The sequence below is a fragment of the Alloprevotella tannerae ATCC 51259 genome (assembly GCF_000159995.1).
Classification (GTDB): domain Bacteria; phylum Bacteroidota; class Bacteroidia; order Bacteroidales; family Bacteroidaceae; genus Alloprevotella; species Alloprevotella tannerae.
On record NZ_GG700642.1, the window covers coordinates 1,183,569 to 1,203,954 of the forward strand.

General features: G+C 51.3%; 12 protein-coding genes and 1 tRNA gene. 11 read left to right on the top strand and 2 right to left on the bottom strand.

Features of this window, described 5'->3' with window-relative positions; all coding sequences use genetic code 11:
* Nucleotides 1–19 precede the first annotated feature (19 nt).
* The 5 genes from tamL to GCWU000325_RS04980 all read left to right on the top strand — a co-directional run bounded on the left by tamL (nucleotide 20) and on the right by GCWU000325_RS04980 (nucleotide 8,102).
* Nucleotides 20–2,509, top strand: coding sequence for a translocation and assembly module lipoprotein TamL (tamL, locus tag GCWU000325_RS04960; RefSeq protein WP_006255099.1), 2,490 nt, complete (start codon nucleotides 20–22; stop codon nucleotides 2,507–2,509).
* A gap of 490 nt (nucleotides 2,510–2,999) precedes the next feature.
* The gene (locus GCWU000325_RS04965; protein ID WP_006255101.1) at nucleotides 3,000–5,105 is read left to right on the top strand and encodes a S46 family peptidase; all 2,106 of its coding nucleotides are present in this window, start codon (nucleotides 3,000–3,002) and stop codon (nucleotides 5,103–5,105) included.
* 617 nt (nucleotides 5,106–5,722) lie between these two features.
* Complete coding sequence (locus GCWU000325_RS11955) at nucleotides 5,723–5,875, top strand: hypothetical protein (RefSeq protein WP_006255103.1); 153 nt, start codon at nucleotides 5,723–5,725, stop codon at nucleotides 5,873–5,875.
* A 62-nt stretch (nucleotides 5,876–5,937) separates the two neighbouring features.
* Nucleotides 5,938–7,389, top strand: a complete 1,452-nt coding sequence (locus GCWU000325_RS04975) for a hypothetical protein (RefSeq protein ID WP_006255104.1) — start codon at nucleotides 5,938–5,940, stop codon at nucleotides 7,387–7,389.
* A gap of 293 nt (nucleotides 7,390–7,682) precedes the next feature.
* On the top strand, nucleotides 7,683–8,102 hold the full coding sequence (locus GCWU000325_RS04980; protein ID WP_006255105.1) for an HU family DNA-binding protein: 420 nt from the start codon (nucleotides 7,683–7,685) through the stop codon (nucleotides 8,100–8,102).
* A gap of 568 nt (nucleotides 8,103–8,670) precedes the next feature.
* Here GCWU000325_RS04980 and GCWU000325_RS04985 read toward each other — a convergent pair.
* Together GCWU000325_RS04985 and mnmA are read right to left on the bottom strand one after the other, a co-directional pair.
* Nucleotides 8,671–8,745 (bottom strand) — tRNA-Pro (locus GCWU000325_RS04985).
* Nucleotides 8,746–8,840: 95 nt separating this feature from the next.
* Nucleotides 8,841–9,926, bottom strand: coding sequence for a tRNA 2-thiouridine(34) synthase MnmA (gene mnmA, locus GCWU000325_RS04990; protein ID WP_040599355.1), 1,086 nt, complete (start codon nucleotides 9,924–9,926; stop codon nucleotides 8,841–8,843).
* A gap of 151 nt (nucleotides 9,927–10,077) precedes the next feature.
* Here mnmA and GCWU000325_RS04995 point away from each other — a divergent pair, with 151 nt between their 5' ends.
* The 6 genes from GCWU000325_RS04995 (at nucleotide 10,078) to GCWU000325_RS05020 (ending at nucleotide 20,384) form a co-directional block, all read left to right on the top strand.
* Nucleotides 10,078–10,467, top strand: a complete 390-nt coding sequence (locus tag GCWU000325_RS04995) for a hypothetical protein (RefSeq protein ID WP_006255108.1) — start codon at nucleotides 10,078–10,080, stop codon at nucleotides 10,465–10,467.
* Between the two features lie 40 nt (nucleotides 10,468–10,507).
* Nucleotides 10,508–10,849: a MerR family transcriptional regulator gene (locus GCWU000325_RS05000; RefSeq protein WP_006255109.1), complete on the top strand. Its 342-nt coding sequence runs from the start codon at nucleotides 10,508–10,510 to the stop codon at nucleotides 10,847–10,849.
* Nucleotides 10,846–12,231, top strand: coding sequence for a DNA repair protein RadA (gene radA, locus GCWU000325_RS05005; protein ID WP_006255110.1), 1,386 nt, complete (start codon nucleotides 10,846–10,848; stop codon nucleotides 12,229–12,231). The genes GCWU000325_RS05000 and radA overlap by 4 nt, the downstream gene beginning before the upstream one ends.
* Before the next feature lie 80 nt (nucleotides 12,232–12,311).
* A complete protein-coding gene (locus tag GCWU000325_RS05010) occupies nucleotides 12,312–13,937 on the top strand; it encodes an NAD(P)/FAD-dependent oxidoreductase (RefSeq protein WP_040598947.1) in 1,626 nt (541 codons plus the stop codon).
* Between the two features lie 547 nt (nucleotides 13,938–14,484).
* Complete coding sequence (locus GCWU000325_RS05015; protein WP_040598950.1) at nucleotides 14,485–17,670, top strand: UvrD-helicase domain-containing protein; 3,186 nt, start codon at nucleotides 14,485–14,487, stop codon at nucleotides 17,668–17,670.
* On the top strand, nucleotides 17,667–20,384 hold the full coding sequence (locus GCWU000325_RS05020; RefSeq protein ID WP_006255115.1) for a PD-(D/E)XK nuclease family protein: 2,718 nt from the start codon (nucleotides 17,667–17,669) through the stop codon (nucleotides 20,382–20,384). Before GCWU000325_RS05015 ends, GCWU000325_RS05020 begins: the two co-directional genes overlap by 4 nt.
* Nucleotides 20,385–20,386 lie beyond the last annotated feature (2 nt).

Consider the following 20,386-nt stretch of genomic DNA (forward strand, 5'->3'; position numbering starts at 1 on the left):
ACAAAGTTTATAACGACTTATGGCTTTTAAGCACCTATTATTTCCCATCCTGCTCCTCCTTTTGGCCTGTTCCTGCTCCACGACGAGCCAACTGCCCGAAGGCGAACAGCTCTATACCGGCATCAAGAAAACCACTTACACGCAAGAGCCCGCAAAACCGTCCAAGGTAAGGCGAGATTCCGTCGGCGTCATCACGACGATCTCCGACGCCGTCAATGCTATCGACGACGCACTCTCAGGCAAGGGCGGTTTAGGCGCACTTTCAAACCTTAAGCAATCAGATTCAGCACAAGCAGAAGCTGCTCGCGCAGCCGCCAAAGCTGCATCGCACAAACAAGAAGTCACGAAAGCCGCCTTAGAGACAGCCAAGGAAGAGGTCGAAGCCGTGTTGGCTTATCCGCCCAACAATGCCCTGTTTGGTTCCTCTTATCATAGCTCGCCTTTGCAACTGGGTTTGTGGGCCTACAACGCCTTTGTGAAGTCGGAGACCAAGCTGGGTAAATGGATGTTTAAGAGTTTCGCCACGACGCCCGTACTTATCACGAGCGTTAGTCCGGATATACGCGCCAAAGTGGCGCAAAACACGCTGCGCAATTATGGTTTTTTCAGCGGCAAGGTCAATTATGAAATCCGTCCGGAGAAGAATCCAAAGAAAGCGAAAGTGGCTTACGCCGTACAAGTTGGCCCTTTGTCGCTGCTCGACTCCATTACTTATCTTTCTTTTCCGCCCGCACAGGACAGTTTGCTGCAAGCGACGCACAACAAACGCCTACTCCGCAGCGGAGATGCTTTTTCCGCTGTTCGACTGACTGACGAACAAGCGCGCATCAGCAAACTCTTTCGCAATGCGGGCTATTACTATTGGCAGGACAACTACACGACGTTTCAGGCCGACACACTGGCACGCCGCCAACTCGTACAACTACACGTGCAGCCCTCGCCGGCGATTAACAAGAGAGCACTTCGGCCGTGGAAAATTGGCGAAACGCACATCACCGTGAGGCGTTACGATTCAGAAATACTCGAAAGGACAAAGTCAAAGCGCTTCTTCACGTTCAATTATTCCGGCAAACGCGTCCCCTTGCGCTCATCTATGTGGCGACAGGCCGTAACTCACAAACACGGCGAACTATATCGCTACGACGACCAGCGAAGTACGCTTGAGAAGCTCAACAACATCGGCGTGTTCCGTCTGTTAGACGTAGAATATATCCCGCAAGACACGACCGATCTTTGCGATTCGCTCGACCTTTATGTAACCGCTGTGCTCGACAAACCTTATGATTCAAACTTCGAGATGAATGCTACGCTCAAGAGCAACCAGCAGATAGGTCCGGGAATGAGTTATGAACTGAGCAAGAACAATGCTTTTCGCGGCGGCGAACGCATTTCGTTCAAAATATTTGGCTCTTACGAATGGCAACTTCGCACCGGGACGGAACGAAACAGTTCTTTTCTCGATTCTTATGAGCTCGGCTCGCAACTGGCCTTCCATTTTCCGCGCATCTTCTTCCCCGTCATCTCCAAGAAGCGCCTGCGCTTCCCTGCCGAAACGACCTTTGCGTTCGATACGGATTGGAAAAAGCGCACCAGCTTCTTCACTTTGATCAACGCCGGCATCAGTGCCAAATATGCTTGGCACAAAAAGCAGAACGCCCTGCACGAACTCGTCCCGCTAAGCATTGATTTCAACAAAGTATTATCCTCTTCCCACGCCTACGACTCGATTCTCGCGGCCAATCCGGCTTTAGCCGTATCTATGCGCAACCAGTTTGTGCCGGCTATGTCTTATCTCTTCACTTATAGTTCGGCGGCTCACCACCGCAATCCCGTAATGGTGCAAGTCTTGGCCAAGCAAGCCGGCAACCTCACGTCAGCTCTCTACGCCTTAGCGCGCAAACCGTTTAACCAACGCGACAAGAAGATGTTTGGCTCTCCCTTTGCGCAATTTCTAAAAGCTACGGCAGAGCTACATTATACGTATAAAATCAACAGTTCGCTCAAATTGGCCACGCGCCTCTACGGCGGCATCCTCTACGCTTACGGCAACAGCACGCGCGCACCTTATTCCGAACAGTTTTATGCCGGTGGCGCCAACAGCGTCCGCGGTTTTGCGGTCCGCAGCATCGGGCCGGGCACATACAAGGCCGACAATTCAAAATATGCTTACATAGAACAGACGGGCGACGTCAAACTGGAAGCCAACGCCGAACTGCGGGCGCACCTCTTCGGCAGTCTTTACGGCGCGCTCTTCTTAGATGCCGGCAACGTGTGGCTGCTCCACAAAGACCCGCAGCGGCCGGGCGGCGAATTCAACTTGCGCAACTTCAAGCAGATCGCCGTAGGCACAGGCTTAGGCTTGCGTTACGACTTAAGCTACTTGGTGCTCCGTTTCGACCTCGGCGTCGGACTCCACGCGCCCTATGCTACGAGCAAGTCGGGCTTTTACAACATCGACAAGTTTCGTAACAGCCTCGTCTTCCACTTTGCCATCGGTTATCCTTTCTAATCCTGATAACCTGACACCCCCTTTTCAAAAAACAAACGCGCATCCACCGAGCCTTTTCAGCGCTGCGGAGGATGCGCCGTGCTGCTTCTGCTTTCGTTTGCTCCCGGCAAACAATCGTTTGGTGCCGCCAAACCATAGTTTGGTGCCGGCAAACCATAGTTTGCTCCCACCAAACAATCACAAGGTCAAACCTCGACAAACAGAAAGCCCCTCGCCGCCTGCCGAAAATCAAGCACACCCCGCCACATTCTCACGCTCCGAATGCAAAATCCTATCCCTCTCACTCAACCATCACCGGTAAGCCTTGCAAATCTGCGGTTTGAGGGAAAAAGATTAGGAAGAACTTAGCCACTCACGTGCTTTTTTTCCTTAAATTCGCAGCGTCTATCGTCTATAGCGAAACAGAAAGACTCTCCGACGGCCTCTCCGCGATGCCGTAGAGCCTCTTGACAAACACTTTTTTAATTAACTTTCAATACAACCCAAGACTATGAAAAAGTTACTCTTTTCTCTCCTCGCCCTCTTGGCACTAACGGCCCAAGCAGATGGAGGGATGTGGTTTCTCAAACTGATGGAGCAGCAGCATTTGGCCGACTCGCTGAAAAAAGCCGGACTAAAGATGCCGCTGGATCAATTGTACAACGAAAACGGCCCTTCGCTGCGAGATGCAATCGGCCAGTTTGGGCGCGGCTGCACGGGCGAAGTGATCTCGCCCGACGGACTTGTGCTTACCAATAACCATTGCGGTTACTCCTATGTGCACGGTATCAGCACAACGCAACGCAATTATCTGCGCGATGGCTATTATGCGAAAAGCCGCGCCGAAGAATTGCCGGTCAAAGACCTGACATTTACGTTCATCATCGCGATCGAGGACGTCACGGAAGCCGTCGAAGCAGCGGCCAAAGCCGCCGGCGCCGACACTTACACGATGCAGAGCCAAGGCTTCTTGAGGCCCTTCGGCGAAAAGATGTTCAAAGCATCTAAATATAGCAAGATGCCTGGTGCACGCGGAAGCGTAGTAGCTTTCTTTAGCGCTAACCGCTTCTATTTCTTTGTCGAACAGACGTATAAAGATGTACGCCTCGTGGTCAATCCGCCACTGAATATCGCGCAGTTTGGCGGTAATCAAGACAACTGGGTCTATCCGCGCCACAACCCCGACTTTGCCATCTTCCGCATCTACGCTGACAAAAAAGGACAGCCGGCTGCTTACAGCGCAAAGAACGTTCCGCTGAAGCGCGAGACGTATTTACCCATCTCACTCAAAGGCATTAACGAGGGCGATTACACGATGGTTATGGGATTTCCGGGCCACACGCAGCGCTTCTTGACCAGCGATGCTTTGGCCCACTTTATGAGCGATATGTATCGCCCCATCGTCGAAGCCGGCCGCGTCGAATTGGCCTTCAACGCTACGGAAATGGCGCGCAGCGAAGCTGAAAAGCTCGCGTTGCAAGACGAAGATATGAGCTTGAACAACCTCGTCAAAAACTATGGCGGCGCCATCGAATCTGTGCGCAAGAATAAGCTCGTAGAAACGCTACGTAAGGAAGAAAAAGCTTTTCAGGCTTTCGCAGAAAAGAGTGGCAATCCGGCTTACAAGACCGTGGTTGGCGACATCGCCAAACTTGCGCAAGCGTATGGCGATAGCGTGCACGACGCAACCTTGATTACGCGCACGATTACTACAGCGGGCATCTTCGTTCACCCGCTCGACGCTGCCAATTTCCTACGCTTGATGCGCACGGGCAAACCGGAAGACGTTGCAGCTGCTGCAGAACGCTTGCGCGCCGCACTCTACATTATGCCGACCAAGTCGAACTTCGCGCAAGACAAACGCCGCTACGCAGCCTTAGCCCCCGTATGGGAGAAAAACTGCCGCTTGCAAAGCTCAAAAGCCTTGAAAGTGCCCACGGCTGAAGAGGTCTATGAAAAATCTATTTTCCGTTCACGCGCAGCATTGGAAGAATTCCTCCAACATCCCGACACGACGGCCTTCTTGAATGATCCTATTTATCGAATTATGCTGAAGACTTACGTCCCCTTGGCACGTGCTACCGGCAATGCCAACCGCCGATTGATCGATTTGCAACGCACTTACGTGAAAGGCTTGTTGGAAATGACCAATTTCTCAAAAGCGCCCGACGCCAACTCTACGCAGCGCCTCACGTATGGACACATCGCCAATATGCAGCCGCGCAATGCGGTCAGCTACGATTGGTGTACGACGCTCGAAGGAATGTTTGAAAAAGAAAATCCGAACGATAGCGATTACGTAGTCAACGAACGGATGCGCGAACTCTATGAGGCGAAAGATTTTGGCCAATATGCGCGCCCGGATGGCAAGCTTCAGACGTGTTTCATCTCAAACAACGACATCACGGGCGGCAACTCCGGTTCGGCTGTGTTGAACGATCGCGGCGAAATCATAGGTTTGGCCTTCGACGGCAACATCGAAAGTTTGATGAGCGACTTCCGTTATGATCCGAAACTGCAACGCTGTATCTCTGCCGACATTCGTTATGTCCTCTGGGTCGCAGATAAAGTCGGCGGTTCAAGCTATATTTTGAAAGAATTGAAACTGATCAAATAAGCGCCCAACGCGCCTGAGCGAAATACACATTATTATATATAGCATTATAGCTGTCTGCAAAACATTTGCAGACAGCTATAATTTTAATCCTACGGGCCGACCCCTAAAATCGATGTTCGCACAAAAGAAGGTCTATATTTAATTATTGCTCTCCGATAAAGATAAAGCTTAGCCGAATGCAGCAGGACTATCGCCTCTGATTTTTAAGCGTATAACACGTTTTACAAAGCATCTTTTTCGCGATTAATGTTTGCCGGTTTCAATAAAAGGTCTTAACTTTGCCTCCGATTACGCCGCTTGGCGGGTGAGCGTGAAGGTGATGGCAAAAACAAATATAAACATATTCAATAAGGTGCTGCGGAGCAATGTGGATTCCTCTGCACTTTTTAAGGGTTTATATTTGGTCGCTTCGGAGATTTTGCTAACACACACACACACACACAGGCGCAGGCCGTAATCACACACTTTCAAATCCTTTCCTACGCGCGCGCGAAGCGTGCCGTAAACCCCTGCAAACAAAGGGCTCTCGCGAGATCCCTTTGTTCTTTTTTTCGTACCCTCTTACCAGTGTTGGCAAGAGGAATATAAGCATAGTTTAATCCATTAAATAAAAGTATATGAAACAAGAAGGATTAGAGAAGATGGCCTACATAGAGCCGGAGATTAAAGTCATTACTTTAGAATTTCAAGGACGGTTGTTGGACGTTTCCGGCGCCAAGTGGTTAGAAGGAAACAACAATCCCATAGAGGACGATGACGAAGAACTCTAAGCAAAGTAGAACAACTTCTGACGCAACACAGAAGAACAAATAACTCAAAAAACAAGAAACGTATGGAAACAATAATCAAGAAATCCCTATTGCTCGTCTGCATACTGCTGGCAGGATGCTCTACGGACAATCTGATCGATAACAAAGAAAATGATAAGACCGACCCGGAGAAAAAAGGGCTGACCACCTTCGTCTCTTCCGGTGAAGCACAAGAAAGCAAAGAGCAGAAACAAATACGCACCGTGGGGCAATATGAAAAAGACAACTTCGTCTCACAACTCAATGTCTCTTGGATGAAAGGTGACCATATCTGGGTTAAAAGAGAAAATGGATGGGCGCAAGACTCGGCAAATTCAATTAAAGGAGATTATGAACTCTTTTACAGGAATGAACAAGCACATTTCTATTTTCCCGGAGTCTTTACAGCACCCTCTTACGTTGTACGCTATACAGGCCATGGGAATGCCACGACTCACGATAAGGTGACCATCGCCTCTGTGCAAAACCAGGAATATGAAAACCAAGCTACCCAGTTTGGGCTGGTAGGTGATTGTGCTGTGGGCATAGCTAATAAAATTACTCAACAAGGAGGTTTCTACTACTACTTTTTCAAACTTGATCACAAAGCAGCATACATCACTTTCGCGCCTTATTCTGAGATGAAAGCACTTTGGGATATCAGCAATACATATATTAGACAAATCAAGGTAACAGCAGACAAGGCTATCTCAGGCACATTCAACTTCACGGATGATGGTATTGATCTGAATTCTCGTCCTGCGACTACAGATGAAAACAAGACTATTACTTTCAACGTAGGAAAAGGGACGAAAGGTTTCGGAGTCAATCCCTCCACGACAAAGGGAAGAGGATACGCAATGATGGTGATAGCTCCCGGCACATACGAAACCTTCAAAGTGGAATACACATTAGAGGATGGTTATCATAACAAGCTTACTTTCAGCAATGAATACAAAAACGTTACTTTTAAAGCCGGTAAGAACAAGTTTATTCGCCAGCATATGCAGGTTTCCAACCTTGACGCTATGGGCGTCAGCGTCCCTCAACGCTGGTCTCGCCACGATGCCGAGTATTGTCCGAATGTCAACGAAATTGTTTGGTACATAGAAAAAGGTGATCCGCATTTTGTTGATAAAGAATTCTATCAATACAATGATCGCCTTTATTATGGAGCTGGCGTTTGGATAAAGAAGCAAAGCGTAATTGCCACTGAAAACCATAAAATTGTTGCAGACCTCAAAGCAAAAGCTCCTGACGAAAAAGATTACACAAGAGGTGGTTATCCTACAAGTAACATCACCGGACTACCAACTGGTCGTCCTGAGAAGATCGAGGATTATTTCTTTCTTAGGATAGGCGACTATTGGTCGTCTACAGAAGTGTATAATTCTTCAGGAAATATATTCTATTTATCAACCCAGGAAAACAATAAATCTATTAGGATAAGCCAATCCGGTAAAGACTATAGCCGTAATGTTTGGAGAGCCCAATAATCTACAAACGAAGAAAGATAGAAGAAGACGGTCATACAGACACCACACGACAAACCCTTATATAACTTCAAGAGGACCTCTTATGTAAGTCCTCTTGTACTCCTTATATAAGTACAATCGTACTCCTTATAGGAGTGCAAGAGGAGTCCTTATAGGAGTCCAAGGCAAGTCCTTATAGGAGTACAAGAGGAGTCCTTATAGGAGTACAAAAGGACACACAAAACAATGGTATTAACCGGGTGCCGTTCCAGATGAACGGCACCCTTTTTTCATAACTTAAAACAATAAACAATATGCTGGTATTCAAAGTGATTGAAAGCATCATGCGCATAGGTCCGCGCAAGGGACAGAAGGCCTACAGCGCCGTGCCGAAGGCTCCGCTGAAGTTTTCCTCGAAATGGCTCGTGGAGCGCATCGTCAGGGAAACGTCATTGAGCGAGGGCGACGTGAGGAACGTCATCATCACGCTGCGCAACATCGTCATAGAGGTTGTCACCCTCGGCGGCTCGCTCGACTTGGGCGACATCTTCTCGCTGCGCACCGCCATCCCCTCGAAGATGGAAGCCAAGGAGGTCGATGTCTGCGCCGAATCATTGAAGCGTCCGCGCATCATCGTGACGTGGAAAGAGCCCGTTCGCCAGGCCTTGAAGAAGATCGAGGTGGAGGTCGACAACCCGAAGCGGAAGAAAGAGAAGCAGAAACCCAAACCGTAAGCGACTTCGGCTCTCGCCCGCCTCCATTTCTGCAGACTTCACTTTCTGCTTCCGGAGCGGGAGGGCAATACAAAGGGCAAGGGAAAAGAGACAGGTATCTCTTCGCCCTTGCCCTTTAATTGTAACAAACTAAGACCGGACGAACTTGGTTTAAGAGACAAAACTATTGCTTCCTGATAAAAAATAAACAATAAACATCCCAACAAGGATAAAATGATAAACAAGCCCTGTAAACGGCTTACTCTACAACGTTTTGCATTTTAACATACTCCTCCACCCAAAAAAGATTTGGCGACAACGGGTGCTTCTTTGGCAAATTGAGTCGCTCCAATCTCGCTTCGGATGATTAAAGCAGCTTAGAAATCCACATAGTACATCAGCACGATACGTGCTATAATGGTAAGTGCTGAGAAACCTCGTATGCAGGGTGAATCTACATCATATTATCATCAAAAGCAGGTAGACGCACCAATCGCTCCGAACCCACCCCGTCTCGACTGATTTCTTGCATAAAATAAGAGGTGGCAAACATCTTAAGTTGTTGATGTCTACCACCTCTATTGCTTTGTCGGGGTGACTGGATTCGAACCAGCGACCACACGCCCCCCAGACGCGTACTCTAACCGGGCTGAGCTACACCCCGCAAACGCCTAAGCGTTGCAAGCGAGTGCAAAAGTAGAGAAACTTTTGATTCAAACCAAATAAAAGGCTAAAAAATCACGCTTCTGCACGAAGATCTTATTGTATTTTGGCGGGCGGAAGCAATCCAATCTCACCACTACCCAAACAACGGTGCGCCTGTTCGTCATATAATACGGCAAATTGGCCCGGTGCGATACCCTGAATCAACTCGTCCGAATGCAACTCGTACTTCCCGCCGCGCACAAGCAGCCGGCCCGGTGTAAACTCCGGCGTATGGCGCACCTTAAACGTAACCCGATAGTCGCCATCCGCCTCATAGGGGTTGTAAGTAATGAAGTGCGGCATTTCTATGCGGAAGGCCTTGCCGTAAGCCGCCTTCGTCTCGAAACCGCGACTCACATATATAATATTGCGTTTGATATCCTTGCGCACAACGTACCACGGCCCGCCGCCGAAACCTAAACCTTTGCGCTGCCCGATGGTGTAAAACCAATAGCCTTTATGCTTGCCGATAATATTGCCCGTCTCTTGTTCCACAACCAGCCCTTCCTTTTCGCCCAAATACTTGCGGGCCAATTCCGAAAAGCTGATTTTGCCTAAAAAACATATACCTTGGCTATCTTTGCGTTTGGCCGGCGCGAGATGCGCCGCCTGCGCGATCTTTCGAACCTCATCTTTCATCAATCCACCTATGGGAAAGATGAGCTTACGCACGCTAAAGCCGTCCAGTTGTGCGAGAAAATCCGTCTGATCCTTGATCGGATCAGGCGCCGTGGTGAGCCAAACTCTCCCCGCCTCGTCTGTTTCCGTCTGCGCATAGTGTCCCGTGGCGATACGATCGTAGTTGTGGCCCTCGCGTTCCTCAAAGCAGCCAAATTTTATGTACTTGTTGCACATCACGTCGGAGTTTGGCGTCAATCCCTTGCGCAATCGGTCGACGATATACCCGACTACTTCGTCCCAATACTCTTTTTGCAGATCGATAAGTTTGAGCTTGCAGCCGTAGCGTCGGGCCACGGCCGTTGCCATCTCCCAATCTTCCTCCGCCTTGCAATCCCATTCGCCCTGCGGTCCGTTGCCGATCTTAATATAAAAGAGATCGGGCGTGATACCCTGCTCTTTCAGCAGGTGAACTGCAACGGCGCTGTCTACACCGCCTGAAATAAGTGCTGCTGTTTTCATACTTCCCATTTGCGGGCGAAGTTACAATTTTCAGAGAAACCGCCCTAAAGATAGGGACGTTTTAGGTATTTTCTCTTATCTTTGCCCTCCGGCGTCATTGCCCTTTACGGTAAAAACGGTACTCCGGAACGCCGGCTGAAAACATACGACAATGAATAAAAAAGAGACGTTCGACAGCATCTTACGCCAAATTCCGGCCTTCCAACGTGTGCCTCAAAGCGAGCGCAAACACGTCATTCGCCGCGCCTTGCGCCATCCGCTGTTCTGGGGAACGTTCTTGGCGCTGATTCTGTTTTGGCTCGGAGCTTTTGTCAGCGTATTCGCGGCCACGGGTATCGATTATACGTTTAGTTTAGCGCCTAAATACAACTTTTTAGACATACTTTTCAAGCTCTTACTCTTCGTCGTAATACCGCTGATTTGGATTTCGTTCATCAGTCTACGCATTCGCAATTCGCTCATCAAGCGCATCATTGATCGAGAATACCCTTCGGAGCGTTCAGAGTCAATCGAAGAAGACGAACCTCCAACTTCCGCGTAAGCGATCGTTCTTTTTCTTAGCCATTTATGCCAGTTTTGATATGACAGAACCGAAAGATTTGAAACTATATTACAACATCTCGGAAGTAGCCAAGATGTTTGATGTGAAAGAGACGCTTCTGCGCTATTGGGAGACGGTCTTCCCGCAGATTTCGCCCAAGAAAAGCGGCCGAAATATCCGGCAATATACAAAGGAAGACATAGAAAAAATACGCATTGTCCACAATTTGGTCAAGGTGCGTGGACTTCGCCTCGCCGCGGCTGCACAATTATTGCGAAAAAATAAGGAAGGCGTCGTGCAAACAGCTGATGTTCTTGACGAACTACGCGCTATTCGCAAAGAACTGGTGCGCCTTAAAGCCGACATAAGCGGACTGGAATGAAAGTAAAAACAGCTTTTGTATGTGAAAATTGCGGGCAGGAATCAGCCAAGTGGATTGGTCGTTGTCCGGCCTGCGGAGAATGGAATACATTCAAGGAAATCCGCCTCGCGTCCTCCTCTTCACAGCAGTCGGCGAGCGTTGCTGAACGCACGCTAAGCCAAGATAGGCGCAGCAAACGTGGACCCGTGTCGCTTTCAGACGTACAGGCCGACGCGGTGTCGCGTTACGATCTCCACGACCCCGAACTCAACCGCGTTTTGGGTGGAGGTTTAGTGCCCGGTTCTTTGATCCTGCTCGGCGGTGAACCGGGTATCGGAAAGTCTACCTTGCTCCTCCAGACGCTGCTTCGCCTTACCAACCGCAAGGTTCTTTATATAAGTGGTGAAGAAAGCGAGCAGCAGATCAAACTCCGCGCCGATCGTTTAGCGCCCTCAGCTTCCGGCAACGATTGTCTGCTCCTGTGCGAAACCAATCTGGAGCGCATCTTCGAACAGTTGCGCGACGTTTCGCCGGATCTTATAATCATCGACTCCATTCAAACGATGGCCACGGAAACCATCGATTCCGCCCCCGGCAGTTTATCGCAAATCAGAACCTGCGCCGCAGAGTTTTTGAAGTATGCCAAGTCGAGCGCCACGCCCGTCCTGCTTGTCGGCCACATTACTAAAGATGGCGCCATCGCAGGTCCGAAAATTTTGGAACATATTGTTGATACCGTGCTCCAATTCGAAGGAGATCGCCACTATTTCTATCGTATTTTGAGGAGCATCAAGAATCGTTTCGGCAGCACGGACGAACTGGGCATCTACGAAATGCGGGCGGAAGGTCTCCGGCCCGTAGCCAACCCCTCCGAACTCTTATTAACGGAAGGCACAGACGAGTTAAGCGGCATCGCCGTTGCCGCCGCCGTCGAAGGCGCTCGCCCCTTCCTCATCGAAGTGCAAGCGCTGGTCAGTTCAGCAGCTTACGGCACGCCCCAACGTTCCGCCACCGGCTTCGATCTTCGCCGTTTGAACATGCTTTTAGCGGTATTGGAAAAGCGCGCCGGCTTCAAATTGGGGGCCAAGGACGTATTTCTCAATATCGCCGGCGGCCTGCGCGTCACCGACCCCGCCATCGATTTGAGCGTCATCGCCGCCATTTTGTCGAGCAATGTAGATATTGCCATCGATCGCGCGATTGCAATGGCCGGCGAGGTTGGTCTGAGCGGCGAAATCCGCCCCGTCACCCGCATCCGTCAGCGCATTGCCGAGGCCGCCAAACTTGGTTTCAAGCGCTTCCTGCTCCCCGAAGCCTCACTCAAAGGTTTGGGAGCGGAGGTCAACATTCAGTTGATTCCCGTGCGCCGTGTCGAAGAAGCCCTGCAAGCCTTGTTTCGCTAAAGGCCGATAAAGCGCCGCCGGGCGCTTATTTTTTTATCCTATACATTCAATCATTCTCTCCACAGTTCCCTTTTTCCGGTATGCAAAAAGAAATCCAACTCCGCCTCACACCCGATATAGCCCTGCAAGAAGAAGCTTTGCGTCGCCATTGTGCCGCCGAGCTCCACCTTGCGCCTGGTTCCATCCGCGCTATGCGCCTTTTGCGCAAAAGCATCGACGCGCGCCAGCGTCGGGTCTTCGTCAATCTCACGGTCCTGCTTTTTATTGATGAAGACGAACCCTCCGTGGCTTATGAGCCGATTCATTATGGCGATGTTTCCCGTGCGCCCCGCGTGGTCGTTGTCGGCGCGGGGCCGGCCGGCCTCTTTGCAGCTTTGCATTTGATCGAACTCGGCCTCTGCCCCATCCTTTTGGAGCGTGGCAAGGACGTCCACGAGCGCCGCAAGGACATCGCCCGCATCAAGCAGCATCAGACGGTAGATCCGGAGAGCAATTATTCGTTTGGCGAGGGCGGCGCCGGCGCTTACTCTGACGGCAAACTCTATACGCGCAGCAAGAAGCGCGGCAATGTGGATAAGATTCTGCGCATCTTTGCGCAGTTTGGCGCACAGCCAAGCATTCTCTACGATGCGCACCCTCATATCGGCACCGACCGACTCCCGCTAATCATCGAAGCCATGCGCAAGCAGATTATCGAAAGTGGCGGTGAAGTCCACTTTCAGACCTGCGTCGATGGTCTTTTGCGCCAAGATGAGCGCGTCGTCGGCGTGCGCACGACGGCCGGCGCCGAATTTTTAGGCCCCGTCATCTTGGCTACGGGCCATTCGGCGCGAGATGTCTATCGCTTTCTCCGCCGCGATGGCATCCGACTCGAAGCGAAGGGCATCGCTGTCGGCGTTCGCCTCGAGCATCCTTCGCAACTCATCGACCGCTTGCAATATCACAATCCGCAAGGGCGAGGTAAATATCTGCCGGCTGCCGAATACAATTACGTAGCGCAATGCGATGGGCGCGGCGTCTATAGTTTTTGTATGTGTCCGGGCGGCATTGTCGTCCCTGCGGCCACCGGCGCGCGTCAGATCGTTGTAAACGGCATGTCGCCCTCCCACCGCAACACCGCTTGGAGCAATTCCGGAATGGTCGTGGAGACGCGCCTCGAAGATTTAGACGGAGAATTGCGGCCCTTTATGGAAGAACGCTTTGCCGACCCTCGCTTTTCGGAAGAACATAGTGACTATTTTGACGCCGAAAATCCGCTCCGTATGCTCTACTTCCAAGAGGCTTTGGAAGAGGCCTGCTGGTTGCAAGGCAATCAGCGCCAGACGGCGCCCGCGCAGCGTATGCAAGATTTCGTCCGCGGCCGTTTAAGTTTCGACCTACCTAAGAGTAGCTACGCCCCGGGCTTGGTTTCCTCGCCCCTCCACTTTTGGATGCCGACCTTTATCACCAAGCGTCTGCAAGCGGGCTTTGAAGTTTTCGGTCGTCGCAGTCGAGGATTTTTGACCAACGACGCCTTACTTATTGCGGCCGAGACGCGCACATCTTCGCCGGTTCGCATTGTGCGCGATGCGCTTACACTTCAACACTTGCAACATCCTGGTCTCTATCCCTGCGGTGAGGGCGCGGGCTACGCCGGAGGCATTGTTTCCTCGGCGATAGACGGTGAGCGCTGTGCGGCATCGGTCGCAGCGAATATGGGCTTGTAAAAACGAGCCATCAATAGCAAGAAAAAAGATGCACCGCTCTCTTGTTTGAGTCGGTGCATCTTTGAAATTCTGCCCAAAATCGGGCCATAGCGTAACCGTTGTATGAATTTTATGTGCCTTAAAAGCACTTGCAAAGTTGCCGCTTTCTTTTTATCGTTGCAATACTCAAAATTGGGTATTCTTTTAGTCTGATTCCTTACGCTTATCCCACCGCTCCGCCGACTTCGGGTTTGCTCCTGCCTGCGCCGCACGCCTTTTCTGAGTGCAAAGCATTGGTCGCTATCGCTGCCGACTGTGATTAGTTGCTTTTTCATCACGATAAAAAAGGTTTGTTCTCACGAGAAAAAGGGTTTACGCTCGTGAGCGTAAACGGCGCCGGCGGAGGCTTTTGGTCTACGAATAGGGCCGAAAGGTGTTGGTTTGTGGGGCGCTGTTCGCAAAAGCGGCGATGTCGGCGCGCCAAGAGCAAGCAGGATGAGTGGGCATAAGGTCCGGCGTTTTCCTAAAAAAACCTTATCTTTGCCTATTAAGAGATGCCGCTAAGGACATGAAAGAATCACTCATTATATATAAGGCTTCGGCCGGCTCGGGTAAGACCTTTACGCTCGCGCAAAACTACCTCGTGCAACTCTTATCGAAGGGGGGCTCGCATCGCTACATTCTGGCCGTGACGTTTACCAATAAGGCGACGACGGAAATGAAGCAGCGCATCCTCGCTTATTTGTACGACTTGGCAGAAGGTCGAGACAACGATTTCACGCGTGCGCTGGCCGAGCGTCTGGGCCAACCGGCCGACCTCAAACAGCGGGCGCAGGCGGCACTGGATGGGATCTTGCACGATTATGACCATTTTCAGGTGATGACGATCGATAAGTTCTTTCAGCAACTCTTGTCCAACTTGGCGCACGAATTGGGTTTGTCGGCCAATTATCGGATCGAACTCGATGATCGAAAGGCCGTGGACGAAGCGGTCGACTTCTTGCTCGATGCCATCGATGAGCGGGCGGATAAAAAACTGATTGGCTGGATCGAAGACTTGATCGAGGATCGTATGCGCAGCAACAAGGGCTGGTCCGTAGGCCGCGATCTGAAAAATTTCTCAGCGCGCAACGTGCTGAGTGAGGCTTTCCAACTGCGCGAGAGCGACTTGCGCAACCGACTGAACGATGCGGAACGGATGCGGCGCTACCGGCAAACGTTGCGCGCAAGGCTGGACGAGGCACAGGGGGCGCTGACCGGCGCGGCGCAAAACCTAATCGATGAATTGGACGACATGTCGCTCGAAGGCTTTAGTCGAAAGGGGCAGTATGTCTATGCTTTTGCGCGAAAATTGCTCAATGGCGATTTGGAAGAGCCTACGAAGTCGGTCTGCTCATATATTGAGGACCCGCAAAAATTGCTCAACAAAAACGTAACCGACGACGGCCGCGCGGCAAACGTATCTTCGCGCTTGGCTGCATTGGTCGACTTGCTCCACGACAAGCGCCGAACCATTTTAAGTTGCCGGCTGATTCTCAAAAACTTGAATCAGCTCTTCCTCCTCAACGCCGTAGCCGCCGCACTTGACCTCGTTAACAAAGCCAACAGTCGCTTTCTGCTCGCCAAAACAAAACTGCTCTTCCACGAGATGGTCGGCGAGCAAGATGCGCCTTTCGTATTCGAGCGCGCGGGGGCACAGTTGCGCCATATCCTGATCGACGAGTTTCAAGATACGGCCCGCCTGCAATGGAATAACATCAAAAGTCTGCTCCTCAACAACCTCGCCGAGGGCAACACCTGCCTCCTCGTTGGCGACGTGAAGCAAAGCATTTACAGATGGAATGGTGGCGACTGGAATATCCTACAAAACATTGAAAAAGAATACCCTGCGGCACGCGTAAATAGTTTGCGTGAAAATTATCGCAGTGGGCAGCACATCATAGACTTTAATAACGCCTTTTTTCCGGCGGCCGCGCAAATGCTGGATCGATTGGAAACGGATGAAACGGACGCCGCTGCGCACCTATTGCAAGACATCTATGCCGATGTTTCGCAAGTTTGCCCTCGAAAAACGGCCGATGGCTACGTAAGCGTAACGCTGCACGATGCAGAAACCGACGTGCTTGATGCGGAAGCAGAAGCCTCGCTTTACCAACAAATACAAATGCTCCGCCAAACCGGCGTGGCCTATACGGATATGGCGATCCTCGTCAGGCGAAACAAGGAGGCACAGGCCATAGCCGAACGCTTCGCGGAGCAGCATTTGGACGTGCCGCTCGCTTCTGCGGAGGCCTTTCTCCTATCGGCCTCCCCCGTCGTGCAACTCTTAATCAGTGCGTTGCGCTGCTTGATGGACGAGAAAGATACTTTGTCGCAAGCCATCGCCACGCGCATCTATTGTAACCACATCTTGACCGAAAATCGCCCGATGAGCGACATCGCCGAAACCGGCTCAACACTGCTGCCCGCAGCTTTTGTCAGGCGCCGCGCGGCCTTGGCGGAAATGCCGCTGTTTGAACTCGTAGAGCAACTCATCTTGTTTTTTACGACCGGGCGCTCGGACGAACGCATCGACATAAGCGGCGAAAGCGCTTATATCACGGCCTTTTTGGATCAAGTACTGGCCTTTCTCGACGAAAATCCGTCTTCGATTGAAGCCTTCCTTAATTTCTGGGACGAGGAAGCAGCTGCGAAGACCATTCCCTCAACGGCTGTCGACGGCATTCGCATCCTGACGATTCATAAGTCGAAAGGACTGGCCTTCCACACGGTGCTTATTCCCTTCTGCGATTGGGATATTTTTAATACAAAGCAAGGTAGTCGCTCCACGCTTTGGGTGCATCCGCAGGAAAGTCCGTACGACGAACTCCCGACCTTGCCTATCGAACAAAATAAAGCGGCGGCGCAATCGATTTTCCAGACAGAATATGAGCAGGAGTTGTTAATGCAAAAGGTAGATGGATTCAACGCGGCCTATGTTGCGTTTACGCGGCCCAAAAAGAATCTTTTGATTTGGGCAAACGTGCCGCCGGCTTCGAATAAACCGACTTTCGGCAGCGTGATCGCGTCGTTCGCCGACCCGGACTTTGCGTCGGACGCGGATAGTGAGGACGCAGCATTATCCATCAAGACTTGGGGCGCCGTTGTCCCCTCGCAAACGGCCGGCAAACAAGCGGCGGAGGCGCAAAATCCGTTTGACGCGAAAGCAGAAGCCGTTCCCTTCCACTTTACGCCGCAACCGGTACGCGCCATCTTTAAGCAATCGAACAAATCGAAAGACTTCGTTCGCACGGAAGCCGATCCCGACGACCTGCAACAAAGTTATATTGACCGCGGAAAGCGCTTTCATCGTCTGCTTTCCGACATTGATACGGTCGAAGACTTGCCCCGCGCCTTTGAAAACCTACGCCGCGAAGGTTTAAGCGGACCCAACGACGCCGAGGACTTGGCTTTCTTGCGCAAACGCTTGATGGACGCGAAGGTAAGTCGATGGTTCGACGGCTCGTGGCAGCTTTTCAACGAGCATACCATACTCTCACGCAACAACAACCAACTCTCGCGCCACCGGCCCGACCGCGTCTTGGTGAAAGACAAGCAGGCGGTGGTCATAGACTTTAAGTTTGGCGCGCCGGCCGCGTCTCACGCTCCGCAAGTCAAGACCTATATGCACCTGCTCCAAACGATGGGCTACGAAAGTGTGACCGGCTGGCTCTGGTACGTGTATCAAAACAAGGTAGAAAGTATTTCGTTATGACAGATCCTTTTCTTCAGCTCGTCGCGCAAGACTTACGGCGCCGAAAAGTAGACTTCGCGCACACCACGGTTGTCTTTCCGAACAAGCGTGCCGCTTTATTTTTCATAGAATACCTTGCTGTCGACGAAAAAGCGGTTTGGGCGCCGCGCTTTTGCACCATCGACGAACTTTTTTCGGCCTTTTCGCCGCTCACGGCGGCAGATCCTATTGAAACAATCTGCCGTATGTATCGCATTTATGCGGACTTGGCGAAGACGAGTGAGCCTTTAGATCTTTTTTATGGCTGGGGCGAGCGGCTTTTGTCCGACTTCGAGCAGGTTGATAAAGCGATGGCGGATGCGGAGCGCTTGTTCATCAACGTCAAAGACTATAATGCGATCGACTTTGGCAACTTTTTGAGCGACGAACAGCGGGCTGCGATTGAGCAAGCTTTTACGACGGCACACACAAGTCCGCCGGAGGGCATCCGAGAGCGGTATTTCGCTTTTTGGAACCTACTCTTGCCACTCTACAACCAATTAAATGCCGCCCTAAAACAAGATGGGAAGGCCTACGAAGGCGCTATTTTTCGCGAAGTTGCGGAGCGGCTGAGCGCCGGAGAGGATTTGGCCGGCACCGATTCCGACTTGTACGTTTTTGTGGGCTTTAATGCGCTCGACAAGGTGGAGGAAGTACTCTTCAAACACTTTCAGCAGGCCGACCGCGCCTTGTTTTATTGGGATTATGACCGCTTTTATCTCGACGATACCGCAGAGGCGGGCCGCTTTCTCCGACAAAACTTGCGCCAATTCCCAAACGCCTTGGCTGAGGATTGTTTCGACAATTTTCATGATAAGGATTTCTGCTTCGTGGCCGCACAGACGGAAAACGAGCAAGCGGCTTACGCGACGCAGTGGTTGAATAAGCACCTCACAGATGAGCCTAAGCGCACGGCCATCGTACTCTGCGATGAGCAACTCTTGGAGCCGACGCTTCACGCTTTGCCGCCGAGCGTAGCAGAAGCCAACATTACGAAAGGATTTCCGCTTACGCACACCTCAGCTTACAGTTTGATGGAATCTTTCTTTGAAGCGGAGGCGGCGAAGGCTGAAACGGCCGCGCGTTCATCAAAATCGGCGACTCCGCCGACGGACATCGGCGCGCTCCTTGCCCAACTTTCAGCGGCCATACAAGCGGCGGCGCAGCAGGCGGACGCGACAGCGGAAGCGGCCGACGCAACGCCATCCGGCAATGATCGGTTTCGCCAACTTTCGGTCGAAGCTTTTTTCCAATCCTATACGATTATCGAGCGCCTGCGAGGCCTTGTCGAGAGCGGAATGTTAACCGTTACGCCCCCCACCCTGCATCGGCTGATCCGCCGGTTAGCCGCGCAAGCGTCTATTCCTTTTCATGGCGAACCGGTGGTGGGATTGCAATTGATGGGAATCTTGGAAACGCGCAACTTAGACTTTGAAAACATTCTCTTACTCTCAACCAATGAGGGCATTATGCCGGCTTCAGGCATCGAACTCTCATTTATTCCCTTCGCCATCAGGCGGGCGTTCGGCTTGCCTTCGACTACGCATCGCTCCGCCGTGTATGCATATTATTTCTTCCGTCTTTTGCAGCGCGCCCGCCACGTTACGTTTACTTATAATGCGACGCCCGACGGACTACGCGGCGGAGAGATGTCACGATTTATGATGCAGCTCCTCGTGAGTGATCGTTTCCGGATACGACAAGAAGCCCTGAATGCGCCCCGACTGCTCCCGCAACCCACGCCGATTGAAGTGGCGCGCCCGGCAGACCTCTTTGAGCGCCTCAACCCTGTGCGCGGCGGGCAGCAAGTGCCGCTTTCGCCCTCTTCGATCAATAAATACATTGATTGTCCCCTACAATTCTATTATCACCGCGTAGCTCGTTTGACGCCCCACGAGGATACAGACGCCGCCCTCGACAATAGAATTTTCGGCAACGTATTTCACCAATTGGCAGAAGACTTTTACAAGCCATTTGAAGGCAAAGGAAAGATAGACCCTCAAAGATTGGCCTATTATCATGAGCATCCCGAGCGGCTCAATCCGCTGATTGAAGAGGCCTTTGCCAAAAATAATGCGCCTTATCGCTTGGTTGATGCAACGATTGTTCGCAACTTATTTCGCCGAATGTTGGCTTACGACTACCGTTTAGCCGATTTGGAAATTGTACGTTTGGAATGCGACGTCGACATCTCCCTGCCGCTCAAGATCGACGGCACGGTGCGTCCCTTCAACGTAGGCGGGCGCATCGACCGCTTAGACATAGCCTGCACGCCCTCGGGTTTGCGCACCTTGCGCGTAGTCGATTACAAGACGGGTACAAAAGAGCAAAAGGCCAACAAGATGGAAGATCTCTTCATACCGAAAAAGAGTAGGCCCTACTACATCTTCCAAACTTTTCTCTACGCTTTGGCGGTGCAAGATAAGGTGTGCGAATTCACGGGTGAGGACTTGCCCGTCTCCACCGTACTCTTTCACATTCCGCTCATCAATGAGGCTTACGATCCTTGGATTCCTTTTGCGAAAGAGCGCGTCTACGATTTTGGCCCGTTGGCGGCCGACTTCCGCGAGCAGAGTATCGAACTCTTACAACGTATGATGGACACGCCTACTTTCCGACAAACGGACGACTTGAACGTATGTGCCCACTGCGATTTCCAACAATTGTGCGAACGAAACGTAAAATCTGATTATTAAGT